This window comes from Paenibacillus hamazuiensis (genome assembly GCF_023276405.1).
In the GTDB taxonomy this organism is placed as follows: domain Bacteria; phylum Bacillota; class Bacilli; order Paenibacillales; family NBRC-103111; genus Paenibacillus_AF; species Paenibacillus_AF hamazuiensis.
The window spans coordinates 2,864,503-2,882,428 of sequence record NZ_JALRMO010000001.1 but is presented as its reverse complement, the minus strand read 5'-3'; the positions used below and the strand labels follow the sequence as shown (position 1 = coordinate 2,882,428).

At 55.3% G+C, this 17,926-nt stretch carries 16 protein-coding genes; 14 read left to right on the top strand and 2 right to left on the bottom strand.

What is annotated here, in order from left to right:
- Positions 1-102: 102 nt before the first annotated feature.
- The 9 genes from MYS68_RS12610 (at position 103) to MYS68_RS12570 (ending at position 10,918) form a co-directional block, all read left to right on the top strand.
- The gene (locus tag MYS68_RS12610) at positions 103-2,640 is read left to right on the top strand and encodes a glycosyl hydrolase family 95 catalytic domain-containing protein (RefSeq protein WP_248926177.1); all 2,538 of its coding nucleotides are present in this window, start codon (positions 103-105) and stop codon (positions 2,638-2,640) included.
- Between the two features lie 164 nt (positions 2,641-2,804).
- Positions 2,805-3,149: a DUF2294 domain-containing protein gene (locus tag MYS68_RS12605; RefSeq protein ID WP_248926176.1), complete on the top strand. Its 345-nt coding sequence runs from the start codon at positions 2,805-2,807 to the stop codon at positions 3,147-3,149.
- 239 nt (positions 3,150-3,388) lie between these two features.
- Positions 3,389-4,492 carry an ABC transporter substrate-binding protein gene (locus MYS68_RS12600; RefSeq protein ID WP_248926175.1) on the top strand — a complete coding sequence of 368 codons (1,104 nt, stop codon included), beginning with the start codon at positions 3,389-3,391 and terminating at the stop codon, positions 4,490-4,492.
- A 117-nt stretch (positions 4,493-4,609) separates the two neighbouring features.
- Positions 4,610-5,545: a nucleoside hydrolase gene (locus MYS68_RS12595; protein WP_248926174.1), complete on the top strand. Its 936-nt coding sequence runs from the start codon at positions 4,610-4,612 to the stop codon at positions 5,543-5,545.
- A gap of 33 nt (positions 5,546-5,578) precedes the next feature.
- Positions 5,579-6,400, top strand: a complete 822-nt coding sequence (locus MYS68_RS12590; protein ID WP_248926173.1) for an ABC transporter permease — start codon at positions 5,579-5,581, stop codon at positions 6,398-6,400.
- Between the two features lie 4 nt (positions 6,401-6,404).
- Entirely contained in the window at positions 6,405-7,193 is a 789-nt protein-coding gene (locus MYS68_RS12585; RefSeq protein ID WP_248926172.1) for an ABC transporter permease, read from the top strand.
- Positions 7,194-7,208: 15 nt separating this feature from the next.
- Complete coding sequence (locus tag MYS68_RS12580; RefSeq protein WP_248926171.1) at positions 7,209-8,270, top strand: ABC transporter ATP-binding protein; 1,062 nt, start codon at positions 7,209-7,211, stop codon at positions 8,268-8,270.
- A 23-nt stretch (positions 8,271-8,293) separates the two neighbouring features.
- Positions 8,294-10,006 carry an adenine deaminase gene (locus MYS68_RS12575; RefSeq protein WP_248926170.1) on the top strand — a complete coding sequence of 571 codons (1,713 nt, stop codon included), beginning with the start codon at positions 8,294-8,296 and terminating at the stop codon, positions 10,004-10,006.
- Between the two features lie 237 nt (positions 10,007-10,243).
- Positions 10,244-10,918 (top strand): response regulator transcription factor, encoded by a 675-nt coding sequence (locus tag MYS68_RS12570; protein ID WP_248926169.1) that lies wholly within the window; start codon positions 10,244-10,246, stop codon positions 10,916-10,918.
- Positions 10,919-11,042: 124 nt separating this feature from the next.
- On the opposite strand, the gene MYS68_RS12565 is transcribed toward MYS68_RS12570, so the two are convergent.
- On the bottom strand, positions 11,043-11,522 hold the full coding sequence (locus MYS68_RS12565) for a C40 family peptidase (RefSeq protein ID WP_248926168.1): 480 nt from the start codon (positions 11,520-11,522) through the stop codon (positions 11,043-11,045).
- A gap of 212 nt (positions 11,523-11,734) precedes the next feature.
- Here MYS68_RS12565 and MYS68_RS12560 point away from each other — a divergent pair, with 212 nt between their 5' ends.
- From MYS68_RS12560 to MYS68_RS12540, 5 genes are all read left to right on the top strand, one after another.
- Positions 11,735-12,850, top strand: coding sequence for a glycosyltransferase family 4 protein (locus MYS68_RS12560; protein ID WP_248926167.1), 1,116 nt, complete (start codon positions 11,735-11,737; stop codon positions 12,848-12,850).
- Positions 12,851-12,926: 76 nt separating this feature from the next.
- A complete protein-coding gene (locus MYS68_RS12555) occupies positions 12,927-13,898 on the top strand; it encodes a carbohydrate deacetylase (RefSeq protein WP_248926166.1) in 972 nt (323 codons plus the stop codon).
- Positions 13,899-14,023: 125 nt separating this feature from the next.
- Complete coding sequence (locus MYS68_RS12550) at positions 14,024-15,025, top strand: ABC transporter substrate-binding protein (protein WP_248926165.1); 1,002 nt, start codon at positions 14,024-14,026, stop codon at positions 15,023-15,025.
- A complete protein-coding gene (locus MYS68_RS12545; protein ID WP_248926164.1) occupies positions 15,022-16,056 on the top strand; it encodes a FecCD family ABC transporter permease in 1,035 nt (344 codons plus the stop codon). Before MYS68_RS12550 ends, MYS68_RS12545 begins: the two co-directional genes overlap by 4 nt.
- Positions 16,056-17,090 (top strand): FecCD family ABC transporter permease, encoded by a 1,035-nt coding sequence (locus MYS68_RS12540; protein WP_248926163.1) that lies wholly within the window; start codon positions 16,056-16,058, stop codon positions 17,088-17,090. Before MYS68_RS12545 ends, MYS68_RS12540 begins: the two co-directional genes overlap by 1 nt.
- Positions 17,091-17,168: 78 nt before the next feature.
- Here MYS68_RS12540 and MYS68_RS12535 read toward each other — a convergent pair whose 3' ends face one another.
- Positions 17,169-17,891: a YheC/YheD family protein gene (locus tag MYS68_RS12535; RefSeq protein ID WP_248926162.1), complete on the bottom strand. Its 723-nt coding sequence runs from the start codon at positions 17,889-17,891 to the stop codon at positions 17,169-17,171.
- Between the last annotated feature and the right edge of the window lie 35 nt (positions 17,892-17,926).

Sequence of the window (17,926 nt, the reverse complement as noted above, 5' to 3'; positions counted from 1 at the left end):
CGCAATTCAGCATAATTTAGAGCTTTGCCCTTTCTTTTAAAATAGGAGAGAGCGAACTCTAGCTCCATTGCGACGCGCGTTTTGCGGAGGAGGAACCGAATCATGAGCAAGCCGGATTACCGGGAGCACGTTTCCCGTGCGGATTTACATTACGAACATACGGTCAAACGCAGCGAAGGGGGGCTGCCGGTCGGCAACGGCAGGATGGGCAGCCTTATCTGGACGTCGCCGTCGGCCGTCAAACTGCAGATTAATAGGGTGGACGTGTATGCCAGCGACGGTTCGACCCTCAGCTTCAACCAAAGGCATACGGATTACGCGTACGCTTGCGGGTTTGTCGACATCGATTTCGTCGATTACGGAGAAGATGTGTTTCGGGACGGCGGCATCCGCCAGCATTTGAGCATGTACGATGCTGTGGCGTCCATTTGCGGCGAAGGCGTTCGGGCCGAAGCGTTTGCTTACGATCACAGCGATGTGTTTGCGTTTCGGGTGGAGGACAGCCGCGACATGCCGCAGACGATTAATGTCAGGCTGAAGATGCTGCGTCCGGCTGAGGTGGTGACCAAGCAGCACTCCGCGATTTCTACGCTCAGCATGCTGGGGGATATGATCGTGCTGAAGCAGGAATTCCGCGAAGGAGCCCATTACTGCAGCTCGGCCGTCGTTATTGGCATATCCGGCCGAAAGGCGGTAGCGCGGATGAACGATGAGTTCGGCGGGCGGCAGCCGGTTGGAGCATTTCGGAAAACGAAAGTGCTCGGCCAGCCCGGCGAAACGGAAATGCGGCTGTGCATCGAACCGGGAGCAGGGGAATTTGAGCTGTTTATTGCCAGCGCAGCTGCGTTCGATGAGACGGAGGATGCCGCCGCCTTAGCTGCCGCGCAGCTCGAATCGGCAAGAACGAAGGGATATGCGCAATTGCTGGCCGAGCATAAAGCATGGTGGAACGACTTTTGGACGAAGTCGTATATTCGCCTGAACAGTGCCGACGGTAAAGCCGAATTCGTGGAGACGCATTATACGTATTACCTGTACCTCATGGCCTCGAACTCGCGGGGAGGCCATTACCCGCCGAATTTCGGCGGTATGCTGCTGAGCCCGCGCGGCGATTTGCGCCACTGGGGCGCGATGCAGTGGTGGAACAATCTGAATTTGTATTACAATGCGGTGCTCCCGTCGGGACATTTTGAACTGATGCATCCGCTATTCGACATGTACTCCGGAATGTACGAGGCGTGCAGGACAGCGGCCCGGCAGCAATGGGGGAGCGAGGGCATATACATCCCCGAGGTGACCTGGTTTAACGGTCCGGCGGAGCTGCCGGACGATATCGCGGAGGAAATGCGGGAGCTGTATTTGTTCCGCAAGCCGTGGGAGGAGCGTTCGGCGCGGTTCACCGAATATGCATACTTGAAACCTCCGCATGAAAGCCGTTGGAACTGGAAATGGCACGAAAAATGGATCGACGGCAGGCTCGTATATACGGACCGGGGATACGGCCCGTTCGGTGCGACGACGTTCATGTTTTTGGCGCAGGCGGAGGTCGCTTATCACTTCTGGTTGTATTACGAGTACACGAGAGACGAGGCTTGGCTGCGCGGCCGGGCATATCCGATGATAAGAGGAGTGGCTGAGTTTTTCCGTCATCTCCCGCTGGTGCGCAAAGATGAAGACGGCTTATACCATATTTATCACACCTGCAGCGATGAAAAATATTTTGACGGCAAAGATACGGTCGATGCGATGGCGGCCATGCATTTCGTATTCCCGGCGCTGCTGAGAGCTTCAGAGATTCTGGGCGAAGACGAAGAGCTCAGGACGCTCTGGCAGGAATTTTACGACCATCTCGCACCGCTGCCGAGGAGCGATCATCCCGAAGCCGTGCTGCGAACGGAGGAAGATGAGCCTGCCGTCTGGGTAGGCGCTTTGGGACCCGTGTTGGACGGGCGAAGCGGGGTCAGCCTGAACGTCGGCCGGGTTTGCGATTTGATTTCACTCGAAACGGCTGAGGACAACCCGGATATGTTCCGTACGACTATAGCCACGTTCGAGCACGAGCAGGCGAGACATGGAGGCGACTGGGGAAACGCGGCTTCGGAGATGTCGACGGTTCCTTGGGTACTCGCGAACTTAGGGAAGGCGGAGCCGTTCAAGCAGGTCGTGCTCGCGCAATTGGAATGCAGAAACGCGGAGCGGGAATACTGCTATTTCGAAGATACGGGCCGGGTGAAGTTTTTCGAAAACCGGCTGACCGTCCGCGAAGGCGTCAACTGCATCAGCGCGCAGCGTCTGGGCAACGCCGCCGTCGGGCTGCAAAGCGCGCTGTGCCAAAGCCGGCCCGCAGGCCCCGGGAAACCGGCCGTAATCCGCGTATTCCCGGCTTGTCCGGACGATTGGGATGCGCAGTTTTCGCTGTGGTGCCGCGGCGGCTTTGTCGTTACGTCCGAAAGGAGGGGCGGCGAGATTCCTTACGTGGAAATCGAGTCCACGCTCGGCGGCATATGCCGGATTCGCAACCCATGGGGAGAGCGTCAAGTGATCGTCCGCAGAGGGGACGAAACGTCGACCATAAACGGTTCGCTTCTGGAGATCGATACCGAAAAGGGAAGCAAAATTCGTCTCGAATCATTCCAATGAAAACGCCCCATTCGGGAAAAATGAATTTTATGTCACACGTTATGTCAGAAATTGCTTGTTTTCGCGAATAAAACCGAACGATTCTCTTGATAAAATCGGTCATCCTATGTATTATTAAGATAGGTTTTGTGATATGGGTCGATATCGCTCCAGAAGGTGGTCCCATGCCCCCTGTAGATTCCAACGATTATAAGAAGAAGCTGTGCCATATGTACAACGAGATTTCGAAGGAATTGTTCGGTTTCGGCACAACGTCCTTGCGGGCGGCGGTTGAACCCAATCTGATCACGTTGTACGCCCGGCACCGCAAGTCGCCGCGCTCCACTGCTTTGGAAGGCGAGGCTCCGACGCTGAAGCACGAGGTCGATTTTTACATGTCCTCGATCTATAAGAAGAGGATCCGCGAGAAGCTGGAGCAGGAATTCGAACTTTCGATCGAAGCTGTGCTGAGGGACTACGATCCGCATACGCAATGGGCGATCACGAACATCATTCTTGCCGAATCTTAAAGACGAACCGAATAAGCCGCGGAGTTTTTCTTTTGATTTATCTTAAGGAAAGCCCGCACGAAAGCCAAACGGATGTCGCTTGACGTTGTTTACGACGAAGAGTGCTCTTGTGAGATGACTTATTATCTTCCAAGGGTGCTTTTTCTTTTTTTTCGGGACAGGGTGAGGGGTTGGAGCGTAAGAATGGGGACTCATGGAAACAATACTTGTAAAATTTATGAAACATGGGGGTTATCTCAATGAAACAACGAATGATCCGCGGTTTGGTATCTTTGTCCTTGGTGGGACTCGCTTTATCCGGATGCGGCACGCCGGCGAAGGATCAGGCGGGAGCGGGAACGAACGCGAATACCGGAGCGCCGGCAGCGGCACCCAAAGGCGAACCGACGCAGCTCGTCATCTCGACTTGGGGCTTCTCCGACGACTTCTTCAAAAAAGAAGTGTACGCTCCGTTCGAGAAAGAGCATAATGTGAAAATTGTGCTCGACACCGGAAACAACGCTGACCGTTTAAACAAAGTGCGCCAAGGTACATCCAACGTGGACCTGATTTATTTATCCGACTATTATGCGCAGCAGGGTATCGAAGCGGGAGTATTCGAAAAAATCGACCGCAGCCGCATTCAGAATCTGAACGATATTTACGACATCGCCAAAGCGCCGCTTGGAGAGGATTACGGTCCGGCGTACACGATCGGCCAGCTCGGCATCGCGTATAATCCGAAAGCGCTCGGAGGCAAGGACCTTACCTCGTGGAAAGACCTGTGGAGCCCCGAGCTCGCCAAGAAGCTGACGATGCCGAACATTACCGGCACGACGGGGCCGATGGTGCTTGACGCGGCTTCCCTTGTTTCCGGCAGTGCGCAGTTTAACGCCGACCAGGCATTCGCGAAGCTGAAAGAGCTGAACAAAAGCGTAGTGAAGTACTACGGACAAACGTCCGAGTTCGTCAACATGTTCGCCCAGGGCGAAATTGCCGCAGGACCGATCATGGAAATGTACGTGAAAGATTTGAAAGCGGCCGTGCCGGAAACGAAGTTCATCACCCCGGCGGAAGGCGGGTATGCGGTCATGAATACGGTGAACGTGGTCAAGGGCAGCAAAAACAAGCAGCTCGCCGAAGATTTCATCAATTACCACCTCAGCAAGGAAGTTCAGGAAAAAATCGCCAAAGCGAAGGTGGATTCTCCGGTCAACACGAAGCTGCAGCTGAGCGGTGACGATACGAAGGGCATCACCTACGGAGCGGATACGGTCAGCAAGCTGCGCAAGCTGGACATGAAGTTCGTCAACCAGAACCTGAAAGGCTGGATCGACCGCTTCAACAAGGAAGTCGCACAATAAATCTTAATGGGACAAGGGTATATGACAACCGCATGTACCCTTGTTTTTCGCTTGGAAATCGATGCAAAGACCATTCGTTGAATAAACGGGGACCAGGAGCAAGGGGGGCTGATTCCAATGAAAAAGAAAGTGATCCTCGACGTGGATACGGGGGTGGATGACGCATTGGGCATTTTGCTCGCGATCCGCAGCGGGCAAATGGATGTGCTCGGAATTACCACGGCAAACGGCAACGTTTCGCTCGATCAGGCGACGGAAAACACCTGCAAAATATTGCAGCTGCTGGGAGCTGAAGCCGAGGGTATCCCGGTCGTCCGCGGCGCGAATAAGCCGCTGCTGCGGCAGACGTATTTCGAGCACCGCGTGCATGGACAGAACGGCATCGGCGGGGCGCTGGCCGACATGCCGGTCAGCAAGGAGCCGGCCGAAGGGCACGCGGCGGATTTTATCATCGGCCAGGTGCGGCGTCATCCCGGCGAAGTGACGCTGGTTATGACGGCGCCGCTGACGAATTTGGCGATCGCGCTGATGAAATGCCCGGAGCTGGTCCGGGACGTCAAGGAAGTGATCGTCATGGGAGGAGTCGTGCTCGGCTACGGCAACGTGACGCCGACCGCCGAGTACAACATGTACGTCGATCCGGAGGCGGCGCGGCTCGTCTTTCAGGCGGGCTTCGCCTCCCTTACGCTCGTCGGGCTCGATGTGACGCGCCGCGCGCTGCTCACGGAGGAGCATATGGAGCGTCTGGGCGACACGAATCTGGGTCGCTACGTCCGCGAAAGCACGGCGGGATACATGCAAAGATACTTCGAGCGAAACGGCGTGCGGGCGTGCGCGCTGCATGATCCGCTGGCGGTCGGTGTGGCGCTCGACAAAGGGCTCGTGACGACCAAGATTTACTACGTCGATGTCGAGACGAGAAGCGAGCTTTGCGACGGGCAAACGGTGTGCGATTTTCAAAACCGGCTCGGCAAACAGTCGAACGTCCACGTGTGCATCGATGTGGAGGCGGATGCATTCCTCGAGCTGTTTGTCCGCACGCTGCGCGGCTAGTCTCGCGAACCCACGAACAGGAGATATCAAGCGATGAAGAAAGCGAACGTATCGTTATTGCTGCTGCCGGGACTGCTTTTTCTGGCCGTATTTATGCTCGTGCCCATCCTGCTCACGGTCGGATCCACCTTCTTTGAGAACGGCCGGCCGTCGCTTGCCGGGTACTGGCATTTTTTCCAAGACCCTTATTTTCTGAAAATATTATGGACTACCCTCAAGGTCAGTCTGGTTACGACTCTGCTTTGCATTTTGCTCGGCTTTCCGGTTTCCTATTACATCTCCAGGCAAAATCCGCGAAAGAAAGCGCTGCTGCTGGCGCTGGCGATTTTTCCGCTGCTCACCAGCTCCGTCGTGCGCTCGTTCAGCTGGATGATCATTTTGGGGAAAAGGGGCCTGCTCAACAACACCCTTGTCGCGCTCGGCATCGTGAAGGAGCCGCTTGACATCTTGTATACGCCGGCGGCGATGATGATCGGCCTGATTCATCTGTTTTTGCCGCTGATTATTATCACGCTCGTCGGGGTGATGGAAAATATCGACCCGGATTTGATCAAAGCGGCCGAAAGTCTTGGCGCGGGCCGTTTCAAGGCGTTTTTTAAAGTGATCGTGCCGCTCAGCGTGCCGGGCCTCATCATCGGCAGCATTCTCGTGTTCGTCGGCAGCCTGACGGCATATACGACGCCCGCCTTGCTCGGCGGCAAGCAGCGGGTGATCTCGACGTTTCTGTACCAGAACGCGATTACGCTGAACGACTGGCATCTCGCTTCCGTCATCGCGACGATCATGATGGTCATCACGTTTGTCGTGATCGGTCTCATGAACAAGCTGGCGAACAAAGTAAATCCGAAGGGGTGAGGGGATGAAGGAGAACAATCGCGGGCTCGGCCTGTTTACGCTGCTCGTCTACGTGTTTTTGCTCGGACCGCTGGTCATCATCGCCATAGCCTCATTCGAACCGAGCAGCGTGCTGAAGTTTCCGCCGACAGGCTTTTCGCTCAAATGGTACCATAACATTTTGGAAGTGACGATGTTCGTCAAAACGTTCTACACCTCGATTCTCGTGTCGCTGGCGGGCAACGTGCTGGCGCTCTTGCTCGGCATTCCGGCGGCGTATGCGCTGAGCCGCTTCCCGATTAAAGGAAAAGATGCGCTGAACGCGGTATTCATATCGCCGGTGCTTATACCGGGGATCGTTCTTGGTTTTACGATGTTGAAATATTTGATCGCGGTATACAATCTGCCGATTTACGCCGCGCTGCTGTTCGGGCATACGGTCATCATGCTGCCGTTCATCATTCGCGTCATCGGCTCAAGCCTCGCGAACTTCGATTTCGCAGTGGAAGAGGCGGCGCTCAGCCTGGGGGCCGGCCGCGTGGCGACGTTTTTCAAAGTCGTGCTGCCGAACATCAAGTCGGGCATCATCGCGGCGGTGCTGATCGCCTTCCTGGAGTCGTTCAACAACGTCGACATCTCCGTCTTTATGACGGGACCGGGGGTCAGCACTTTGCCGATTCAAATGCTGACGTACGTGGAAAACCATTTCGATCCGACGATCGCCGCGATTTCCGTGCTGCTGATGCTGTTTACGGCGGTGTTCATGTTTATCATCGAACGACTGATGGGATTGTCTTATTTTACCAAACGATAACGGAGGCTTTTGCCCATGGCATTGCTATCTTTGGAAAACATCTCGGTTGCTTACGAGCAGCAATATATTTTGAAAGATTTTAACCTGAACGTGGAAAAAGGGAACCTCATTTCGCTGCTCGGCCCAAGCGGCTGCGGCAAAACGACCACGCTTCGGCTCATCGCGGGATTTCTTGAAGCGAAGGCCGGCCGGTTTACGCTCGGCGGGAAAGATTATACGCGCGTGCCGGTAAACAAGCGCAATTTCGGCTTTGTGTTCCAAAGCTACGCGCTCTTCCCGCATCTCAATGTTTTCGATAACGTGGCGTTCGGCCTTCGCTTGCGCAAGGTGAACGGCGCCGATATCGAGAAGCGCGTACGCCGGATGCTGGAGACGGTCAGCCTGACCGGCTTCGAGAACCGGTTCCCGAAGGAGCTGTCGGGCGGCCAGCGGCAGCGGGTCGCGATTGCCCGCGCGCTCGTCATCGAGCCGGACCTGCTGCTGTTTGACGAGCCTCTCAGCAATCTCGACGCGAATTTGCGCGTGAACATGCGGGTGGAAATCCGCCGAATCCAGCAGGAGCTGGGCATTACGACCGTGTACGTGTCCCACGATCAGGAGGAATGCTTCTCGATCTCCGACCAGGTCGCGATCATGAACAAAGGGGTTATCGAGCAGCTCGATCGTCCTTCGACTATTTTTAAATATCCGAAGACGGAGTTTGTCGCGCGGTTTATCGGGTTTACGAATTTTATCGATTTCCATGAGCGGCAGGATAACGCTGACGAAATTACGCTCAAGGCGAAGGAATATACGTTCGTTGCGGCTAAAGGTGCCGGCAGGGGAGAGCAAAAAGGCCGAAAAGGCGCCATCCGCCCGGACGATATCGCGATGGGGACGGCGCAGGAAATCGGCGAAGGGGTCGGGTGTTTGGACGGTCGCGTCAAAGTCAGCACGTTTCTCGGTCGCAGCTACCAATATGTGGTGGAGACGACGCTCGGCGATTTTACCGTCAACAAAGAGATGGAGCTGCCCTATGCGAACGGGCAGGAGGTCCGGCTCTTTATTCCAGGCGAGAAGCTCGTCCTGGTGGAATAGATGCGGTGGAAGGGGAAGACAGCATGAGAGTGGACCTGCTGATACAAAACGCTCAAATCTACAACAGCTACTTTAAAAAATTCATCCATGGCAGCGCCGCCGTATTGGACGGCAAGTTTCTATATATCGGCCCTCGGGGGACTGAAAGCTTTCAGCCGGATGAAGTTGTCGACGCGCAGGGCCGGTACGTTATTCCCGGTCTGATCGACATTCATTTGCATATCGAAAGCACGATGGTGACGCCGCAGACGTTTTCGCAAGGAATTATCCGCAACGGCGTGACCACCATCGTGCCGGAACCGCATGAAATGGCCAACGTGTTCGGCCTGGACGGGGTGAAGCAGATGATATGGGCGAGCCGGGACTGCGCCGCGGACATGTTCTATGCGATTCCGAGCTCCGTACCGGCAACGGCGATGGAAACGAGCGGCGGATCGATCGAAATCGAAGACATGGACGAGCTGCTGCTCACGGAGCGCATCATTTGTCTCGGCGAGATCATGAACTACGTCGACGTGATCAGCGATCCGGACTGCAAAACGAACAAGATCCTCAGGCACATCCGCTCGAATTACCCGCAGCTGATCATCGAGGGACACTGCCCGAAGCTGCTCGATCTGGATCTGCACCGGATCATTTACAGCGGCGTCGATTCCGATCATACGCACCAATCGATCGAAGGCATGGAGGCGCGGATCGCCGCGGGCATGTTTATCGAGATTCAGGAAAAATCGATGACGCCGGAAGTGATGGACTACCTCATCCGAAATGACGTGGCCGAGCATTTCTGCTTCGTCACCGACGACGTCATGCCGGATTCGTTCCAGCAGCGCGGGCATCTCAACCACATTGTGCGCAAAGCAATCTCGATGGGCATGCCGCCGGAAAAAGCGATATACGCGGCTACGTTCACGCCGGCGCGCCGGATGCGCATGTACGACCGCGGCGCAATCGCTCCCGGCAAAATTGCCGATTTTGTGCTGGTAAGCGATGTGCAGCAATTGGCGATCGAGCAGGTGTACAAGAGCGGACGGAAGGTGTACGACGCTCAGGAGCCGTATGAGCCGAAGGCCGGCACCTATGCTTTTCCGGCGCATTATTACCGCAGCGTGCAGCTGCCCTTGCTGAGCGAAGATGATTTTATCGTCTCCGCAGTGGTGAACGACGGCCGGTATCCGTGCCGTGTTATGACGGTGAAGGACGGCTCCACCTTCACGGAGGAATATATCGCCGAAGCGGAGGTGCGCGAAGGCAAGCTCCGTTGGCAGGAAACCGGCTTCGGCCTCATCGCGACGTTCGAGCGCTACGGCAAAACCGGCGGCCGAGCCTACGGCCTGATCGGCGGCGATACGATCAAACGCGGCGCCGTGGCGACGACGTATTCGCACGACAATCACAACCTGCTCGTGGTCGGGCACTCGGCCGCCGACATGGCGCTGGCCGCGAATGAAGTCATCCGCGGGCAAGGCGGGTTTTGCGTCGTCGATGGCGGCCAAGTGCTGGCCAGCCTCCGGCTGCCGGTCGGCGGCATCCTGACGGAAGCGCCGCTGGAGCGGCTCGCCGAAGAGGTGGAGCGGCTGCGCAGAGCGATGGAATCGCTCGGGTATCGCCATTATAACCCGATCATGTCGATCAGCACGCACTCCTTGCCGGTCAGCCCGGCGCTGAAAATTACCGATTTCGGCCTGATCGACGTAAACGCCGGCAAAGTGGTGCCTTTGCTGGTCCACAGCTGACCGCCTTTATGCGGTAATGAAACGGACACCGGGTTTCTCCTTACGGAGAGCCCGATGTCCGTTTTTTGTCCTGCAGGGAATGGGCTAAGAAGGGTGTATGGAGCGGATTCTCTTCCATTTTCTAATCGGCTTCTCATTGATTTCTAATGCTGCTTGTTTTCCCCTCATGTTACGATGTTATAAACTAAACTATGAAGCATTTCGCACCTTAAAGAGTTTGGAAGGGCGGCGATCGGAATGAAGCGCATATTGCTGATAGAAGATGAAAGCAGCTTGTCCCGTGTAATAGAACTGGAGCTTCGGCATGAGCATTTTATCGTTCAAACCGCCTTTGACGGACAAGCCGGACTTGAGTGCGCATTGAATGATGACTGGGACCTGGTACTGCTTGACGTCATGCTTCCGGAATTAAACGGAATCGAGATTTGCCGGCGCATTCGTGCCGAGAAAACGACGCCGATTATTATGCTGACCGCAAAATCCGGCATCGCAGACCGTGTATTGGGGCTGGAAAGCGGTGCCGACGATTATATGCCGAAGCCGTTTGACGCCCGGGAGCTTGTAGCCCGTATTCGCGCTTTGCTCCGCAGGACGGAAATGATGGATCCTTGCCGCTCGTCAAGGTTAACGTTTCGCGATATCCGGGCGGACATCCTTGCCCGCGTCGTTACCAAAGGATCGGAGCTCGTTGACCTGACCAAAAGAGAATTCGATCTGCTCGTCATGTTCTTGAGGCATCCTAACGTCGTGCTTTCCCGCGAACAGCTGCTGGATAACGTATGGGGCCATCATTCGCCCGTGGAAACCAATGTGGTGGACGTGTACGTGCGTTACTTGCGGAACAAACTGAAGGATCCTGGGAAAAAGAGCTGCATAGAGACCGTCCGCGGGATCGGATACGTTCTTCGATAACCGAAATTTTCCGTGCCGCAAACCGCGGCAAAAACGACTTCGCTCCATAACGGGTGAAGTCGTTTTTGTTTGATGCCGCCAAGTGTTCGGAGAGATCCGGAGGAGATGGAGAAGTGTTTTCGGCTTAGAAATGGCGGCCGACGATGAACCGGCTTTGCCAGAACCCCGAGTTGATATCCGTTATTTCCACACCGCGTCCCGGATGATTGTGCACCATTTTTCCTCCGCCTATATAAATACCGACATGGTTGATGTGACCGGGCGTACTTACGCTGAACATGACAAGATCGCCCTTTTGCAGATTCGCTTTGCTTGTAACCGGCTTTCCGTATTGAGCTTGTGCGTTCGAACCCCATGGAAGTTTAATGCCGTTTTGGGCAAATACGAATTGGGTAAACGCGGAGCAGTCGAAAATAAGGCGCTGAGGATCTCTGACGCCATACACATATTTCACTTTGCCGATGTAGGATTCCGCTGTGTTCACGATGCGATCGGCGGTCGATGACGAGATTTGGGCGGTGGCCGCAGAGGATGCCATAGCGACACCGCTGCATGTGCCAAGAAGCGTGACGGCAAGAGCAGAGGCTGCAAGCAGTTTGTTCACGGGCGTTCTTCCCTTCTCATGTTGTCTGGTGTGCTGCGTGTTCCAGTATAAGTGCCGACGATGAGAAAATAATGAGAATCCGGTTGGTAATTTTTTCTCCGTCTGCCCACACGCATCGTTTTCGGGATCATAATGTAGCCATATAAAATGCGGTTGTGTGCCTTGTCGCGCCGGCAACGAGGACCGTCACATTCGGGGAGGAGAAAGGTTTTATGGGAAATTATCGGGTGGTCTGGAGAGGCCCTGTCCATAAAGCGAGCGGTCTCGGGATAGCGAGCCGCGAATACGTTCGGGCATTAAGAAGACAAGGCGTGGACGTCAAGGTCGATACCGGCGTTTCGGAAAAGGCGAAAGCAGGGGATACCGGCAAACGAAAAATACTGATCTACCATTATCCTCCTTCGATGATCAACATGAATAAGGAAAGAAAAAGATTCGACCGGATCATATTGAATACCGTTTGGGAAACGACGCGCATTCCGCAAAGATGGATGGCCAATATCAACCGGTTCGACGCTGTTTGCGTGCCGTCTGAGCACAACAAAACCGCGCTGCGCAACAGCGGCGTAACCGTTCCGATTTTTGTCGTGCCCCACGGCGTTTACACGCAGCAATTTCGTCCCGGCAATAAGAAGCTTCCGCTTAAACAGGCCGCAGGAAGATTCGTATTTATTTCGGTGTTCGGCTTTCAGCACCGCAAAAATCCCGAAGCTCTGCTCAAGGCGTATTGGCAGGAGTTTTCCGCAAAGGATCGGGTCTTGTTGGTAATTAAAACGAACGGCTATGCCCGTTATGAAAATTCCGCGTGGATCAAAACCAAAATTGCGCGATACAAAAACAGCTTGAATCTCCGCAAGGACACGGCGCCGATTGCCATTTATGCCGGCCAGATGGGCAAAGACCGGATTAAGCAATTGTACGCGCTCGGGAATGTTTTCGTACTTCCGACAAGGGGAGAAGGGGTCGGATTGCCGTTTCTCGAATCGCTGGCAAGCGGTGTCCCCGTCATTGCCACAGGCTGGGGCGGACATATGGACTTTTTAACCCGCAATAATTCGTTTATCGTCGCATACAAGCTGACCAAGCCGACGGCAAGCATGAACGGGGGCAGCGCGATTTCCCGAACTTTCCGCCATTTGTTCGCGGGTAGCGGGCAGCGCTGGGCCGAACCGGACATCGGCAGCCTGAGAAAGCAAATGAGATATGCTTACAGCCATCCCGACCTGTGCAGAAAAAAGGGACGGCAGGGCAGGCAAGATATGCTTCGGTGGTCTTGGGATCGAGCCGGAAAGTTGTTTAAGCAAGCGATAGAAAATGTGATCGGGTAGGTGTATTTGTCCATTGCCATTCGTCAAGCCGCCGCATGAGATAAAGGTATAAGATGACGGACGGAGGCCGCAGCACATGAAATATTTGATTATTAATGCCGATGATTTCGGTTTGTCGCCCGGTGTGAACAAAGGAATCGCCGAAGCATACGGGGCCGGAACAATTACAAGTGCTACGCTGATGGTCAATATGCCCGGGTTTTCCGACGCCGTCGGGTTATCCCGTTTGCTGCCGGGCCTCGGTGTGGGTCTTCATTTCAATTTGACTTACGGCAAACCGGTATCGGATCCGAGGCTCGTCCCCTCACTTGTACAAAAGGACGGCTCGTTCCACCCGATCACCGCGCAGTGCACCAGAGAAGAGGGCGATATCGAAACCGAGCTGGCCGCTCAGTGGAATCGGTTTGTCGAGATAGGCCGAAAACCGACTCATTTGGACTCGCATCACCATATTCATCAGGTATTTCCCGCCGTTTACAAGGCGATGATCCGCTTGGCCGAAAAAGAAAACGTCCCGATGCGCCGTTTGCAAACGCCTCACGAACTGACCGTCACGTCTCCGCGGACTACGGATTACGTGCTGCTCGATTCCTACCATAAACAGGACGGCTTGCAGCGGCTGCTCCACTATCTTCGCCACCTTCCGAACGGCACGACCGAACTCATGTGCCATCCCGGGTACATCGACGATACGGTGCGCGAAATCTCCGGTCTGAAGAACGAACGGGAGTCGGAACTGGCTGTTTTTCGCCATCCGCTCGTCAGCCAAATCATCCGGGAATCGAACATTAACCTGATTCATTACGGAAATCTTGGGGAGCTCGGGGAGAAGTCCCCCCAGCCGGAAACCGCCATGGAGATGGAGGAGATCCGTCCTTCGGTCGTTTTGCCAAGTAAAGCGGCGCTGAAGAACAAAAAGAGGCGAAAAGTTTCAAGGCGAAAAAAGAAAACAATCAATATGGAGCGCACCAAAAAACGTCCGGCCTCCCCCGCCAAACGAAAGAAAAAAAAGGTGCTCTCAAGGGCAGGGAAATTTCAGCGTAGATGAGATGAGCCATGCAAAACGACTTTTTTCGTTGACAATGATAATCGTTATCAATTATGATGGTTTTGCGAAACCATATCCGGAATGGGAACGCGCTCATATGGTTATTTCAAGGAGGAACTTTTGTTATGACGCGTCATTCAGCCCATAGAGCCAACCTGCTTCGATCCCGGCACGACTTCACTCGGTGGGCAGTGATTTTGTTACTGGTCTTATTTGTGCTTGCCGGCTGTCAGCCGGGGCAAAACGATACGCAGCAAGCCGGAAGCAGCGGGGCCAAACGGGTCGTTAAACATTTGGGCGGAGAAACGACGATCGAGGGCACTCCGCAAAAAATCGCGGTTCTGGATTACCGTCTCGCCGATTCGCTGCTCGCGCTCGGCATCAAGCCGTATGCGATGACGACGTTTCTCGGTTCGACCGAGCTGCCTTATGTGGACGGCAATTCTCTTTCGAATGTGATTCCCCTCGGCGATACACCGAACCTGGAGGCCATTCTCCAGGCCGGTCCCGATCTGATCATTGCCCGCAGAACCGAAGAGAAGGTGTACGATCAACTGAGCAAAATCGCACCTACCGTCATTGTGGACGTACCGGCCGATTGGCGCGAAGGATTCAAGGAGCTGGGCAGCATTTTGCAGCGCGATAAAGAAGCCGCCGAATGGCTGGCGAACTACGATAAGAAAGCGGCTGACGTCCGCAGCGAACTCGCGCGCTTCGTAAAGCCCGGCGAGACGTTCGTATATTTGCGGATCATGCCGAAGGAAATACGGCTTCACGGCACACAGGAGCTGTTCGGCGCAACTCTGTTCCGCGACCTGAAGCTGACTCCCGCACCGGGTCTCGATCAATTGCAGCGGATTGAAGCGATCTCGCTGGAGAAGCTGCCCGATTATAACGCGGATTACATATTTATGGAAGTCGGTTCGCCGACAGCCGGCGGCGACAAGAAAGCCGAAGAAAATTTGGCCGGCATCTCGCAGTCGGCGGTATGGAAAAATCTCAAGGCGGTCAAAAACGGCCATGTGTTTACGATGCCGCAATGGATCATCAGCGATTATCCGCATATTAAAAGCAAGTCGCTCGATTTGATACTCGACCATTTCAAACGGTCGGTGCCCGGAAAATGATGACGACAGCGGCATCTTCCGAACCCAAGCTGCGCTCCAGGCCGGCTGCCGCCGCGTTCATTATGTTCGGCGGCATCGCCTTGCTGGCGCTAGGTATTATCTTATCCGTCAGCTACGGTGCGGCGAACATCAAGCCGGCTGCGGTATGGCAAGCCGTTTTCAGCTACAATCCGGAGCTGACCGAGCATCAGATCGTCCGGGAGCTTCGCCTCCCCCGCGCTTTGGCAGGGGCGCTTGTCGGCGCCTGCTTCGCCGTAGCCGGTGCGATAATGCAGGGCATGACGCGCAACCCGCTCGCCGATCCCGGGCTGCTCGGCATTAACGCCGGAGCCGGGCTGGTGCTCGCGGTTTGTTTTGCCTTTTTTCCGGGGCTTCCGTTTCTGAAGCTGATCCTGCTTTCTTTTCTAGGAGCGGCGGTTGGCGCCGCACTTGTGTACGGCTTCGGCTCGCTGGCCGGCAAAGGGCTGACACCGGTGCGTCTGGCGCTGGCCGGAGCGACGGTCAGCGCGCTGCTCACGGCGATAAGCGAAGGAATCGCGATCTATTTTCGCATCGGGCAAGATCTCGCCTTCTGGCATGCGGGCGGCGTGGCCGGCGTCAAATGGACGCAGCTTCGCGTCATGTTTCCTTGGGCGGCAGGTGCGCTTGCCGCTGCTCTTCTGCTTTCGCGCTCGGTGACGCTGCTCAGCCTCGGAGAGGAAGTGGCGACCGGGCTTGGCGGGCGGACCGCGATGGCGAAGCTCGGCTGCGCGGCCGTCGTGCTTGTGCTTGCCGGCGCCGCCGTATCGGCCGTCGGTCCGATCGGCTTCGTCGGGTTAGTCATACCTCATATTGCGCGTTACTTTGTCGGCGTTGACTACCGCCGGATCATCCCCGTCTCCGCGATCTTCGGCGGCCTGCTTATGGTGTTCGCCGATATTGGCGCGAGAATGGTCCACCCGCCGTACGAGACGCCGATCGGCGCGCTGATCGCCTTGATCGGCGTTCCGTTTTTCCTCTATTTGGCGCGCCGGGAAGGGAGGGAGCTGTGATGAACGGAGAGCCGTTTCCCGGCTCGTCTCATCGAATGCCGATTCGCGGCATCGCCGTTTGCGCGGTACTCGGGGTTTTGATCATCATCGCCTTTATCGTGAGTATGAACACCGGCTTTACCCGGCTGCCGCCGCTCGATGTGATCAAGACGTTGTTTGGAGCGGGGACTGCGAAGCAGCAGATCATTTTGTTTGATTTTCGTCTACCGCGGATCGTGATTTCCGTGCTTGTCGGCGCGGGGCTCGCCGTGTCGGGCTGCATTATGCAAGGGTTGTCCCGCAACGGGCTCGCCGATCCGGGCATTCTTGGCATTAACGCGGGCGCGGGGCTGATGGTCGTGTTATTTGTCGCGTTTTATCCGGCTAACACGGCTTCTTCGATATTTCTTCTGCCGTTTCTGGCGCTGGTCGGCGCAGGGCTGGCCGCCGCCCTCGTATATGCGCTTGCTTATCAAAAACATACAGGATTGTCGCGCACGAGGCTGGTCTTGACGGGAATCGCCGTCGCGGCAGGGATCCATGCGGCGATGATCGTGCTTACGCTGAGAATCGATCCGCAAAAATACCAATTTGTCTCCGTATGGCTGGCGGGCAGCATTTGGGGGACGAATTGGAAATTCGTGGCGGCGCTGCTGCCTTGGATACTCGTGCTGCTGCCCTATGCGATATACAAGTCGCAAATATTGAACGTGATCAGCCTCGGAGATCAAATGGCGGCCGGTCTCGGTGCTTCCGTGGAAAAGGAACGTCTCCGCCTGCTTGCCGTTTCGGTCGGTTTGGCCGGATCGTGCGTGGCGGTGGGGGGCGGCATCGGCTTTGTCGGCCTGATCGGCCCGCATTTGGCCAGGCGGCTCGTCGGACCGAAGCATCAGGTGCTGCTTCCGGCTTCGGCGCTTGCGGGAGGGCTGCTCGTCATCGTCGCAGACACATTGGCCCGCTGGATCATGCAGCCGAGCGAACTTCCGGCAGGCATCGTCGTCGCCGTCATCGGCGCGCCTTACTTTCTTTATTTGCTGGTCAAATCCAAAGAATAACGCAGCCAAGCCTTGCCGATGACATCCCCGGCAGGGCTTGCTCTTTTTGTGCGAGAGGGCGGGGAGACATCGCCGAACCTATTTGAATGAAACAATGCTGCGGAACACCGATTTGTCTTTCAATTTTCGGAACAGATGAACGTTCGGTTTAAAATTCGCTTCGATAACCCATACTCTGCCCTTGCGATCGAGACCGATGTCGATCCCCATCATTCGAATTCGTTTAAAATATTTGCCGAGCAGCTTGGCTGTCATGAGCGCCACCTCGTCGATTTCCGAAAGAATCTCCGAGGAAGAATATTTCCTTAAAGATGAGCGCTGCAGCGCATATTTGACCGGAACGACTTTGCCTTTGCTTCGTAATATATTAGTGACGATGAAGCCTTTTCCGGCAATTTTGGCCAGCTTGCCCGTTACCGCCCATGGGGAATTTTTGCGGCGTTGCACCATGACCCTTAAATCGAAGGGGCGCCCATCCACCCGGGCCAGCGGGATTCGCTCCTGCACGATATAATTTTTCAGCTTCCGCTTTCGCAAATAGGAAGCAAGGGTTTCGCGGCTTTCGAACATGTTTGTTTTGTTCTCGTGATGCGTCTCATAACGGCGGTCAACGGTTTCGGAAATTTGCACGACTCCGTTGCCCCTGTAGCTTCCCGAAGGTTTTACGATGACCTTGCCGTATTTATCCAGCATCCGCCACAGATTTCGCATCTTCATGTAGCGGGTTTCCGGCAGATAGATCGCCAGTTCCGGCGATTTTCGGAGTATTTTATATTTGCCCCATTTCGTCCAGCTTACCATCGGCGGATCTTTCTCCTTTGTCAAAATCGGTTTTA

What these genes read in the sequence shown, in the direction of transcription:
- MYS68_RS12595 (WP_248926174.1), top strand. Translation starts at nt 4,610, where the DNA reads ATGAAAAAGAAAGTGATCCTCGACGTGGATACGGGGGTGGATGACGCA.
- MYS68_RS12570 (WP_248926169.1), top strand. Translation starts at nt 10,244, where the DNA reads ATGAAGCGCATATTGCTGATAGAAGATGAAAGCAGCTTGTCCCGTGTA.
- MYS68_RS12540 (WP_248926163.1), top strand. Translation starts at nt 16,056, where the DNA reads ATGAACGGAGAGCCGTTTCCCGGCTCGTCTCATCGAATGCCGATTCGC.
- MYS68_RS12535 (WP_248926162.1), bottom strand. Translation starts at nt 17,891, where the DNA reads ATGGTAAGCTGGACGAAATGGGGCAAATATAAAATACTCCGAAAATCG.
- MYS68_RS12550 (WP_248926165.1), top strand. Translation starts at nt 14,024, where the DNA reads ATGACGCGTCATTCAGCCCATAGAGCCAACCTGCTTCGATCCCGGCAC.
- MYS68_RS12555 (WP_248926166.1), top strand. Translation starts at nt 12,927, where the DNA reads ATGAAATATTTGATTATTAATGCCGATGATTTCGGTTTGTCGCCCGGT.
- MYS68_RS12545 (WP_248926164.1), top strand. Translation starts at nt 15,022, where the DNA reads ATGATGACGACAGCGGCATCTTCCGAACCCAAGCTGCGCTCCAGGCCG.
- MYS68_RS12590 (WP_248926173.1), top strand. Translation starts at nt 5,579, where the DNA reads ATGAAGAAAGCGAACGTATCGTTATTGCTGCTGCCGGGACTGCTTTTT.
- MYS68_RS12560 (WP_248926167.1), top strand. Translation starts at nt 11,735, where the DNA reads ATGGGAAATTATCGGGTGGTCTGGAGAGGCCCTGTCCATAAAGCGAGC.
- MYS68_RS12605 (WP_248926176.1), top strand. Translation starts at nt 2,805, where the DNA reads ATGCCCCCTGTAGATTCCAACGATTATAAGAAGAAGCTGTGCCATATG.
- MYS68_RS12575 (WP_248926170.1), top strand. Translation starts at nt 8,294, where the DNA reads ATGAGAGTGGACCTGCTGATACAAAACGCTCAAATCTACAACAGCTAC.
- MYS68_RS12600 (WP_248926175.1), top strand. Translation starts at nt 3,389, where the DNA reads ATGAAACAACGAATGATCCGCGGTTTGGTATCTTTGTCCTTGGTGGGA.
- MYS68_RS12585 (WP_248926172.1), top strand. Translation starts at nt 6,405, where the DNA reads ATGAAGGAGAACAATCGCGGGCTCGGCCTGTTTACGCTGCTCGTCTAC.
- MYS68_RS12580 (WP_248926171.1), top strand. Translation starts at nt 7,209, where the DNA reads ATGGCATTGCTATCTTTGGAAAACATCTCGGTTGCTTACGAGCAGCAA.
- MYS68_RS12610 (WP_248926177.1), top strand. Translation starts at nt 103, where the DNA reads ATGAGCAAGCCGGATTACCGGGAGCACGTTTCCCGTGCGGATTTACAT.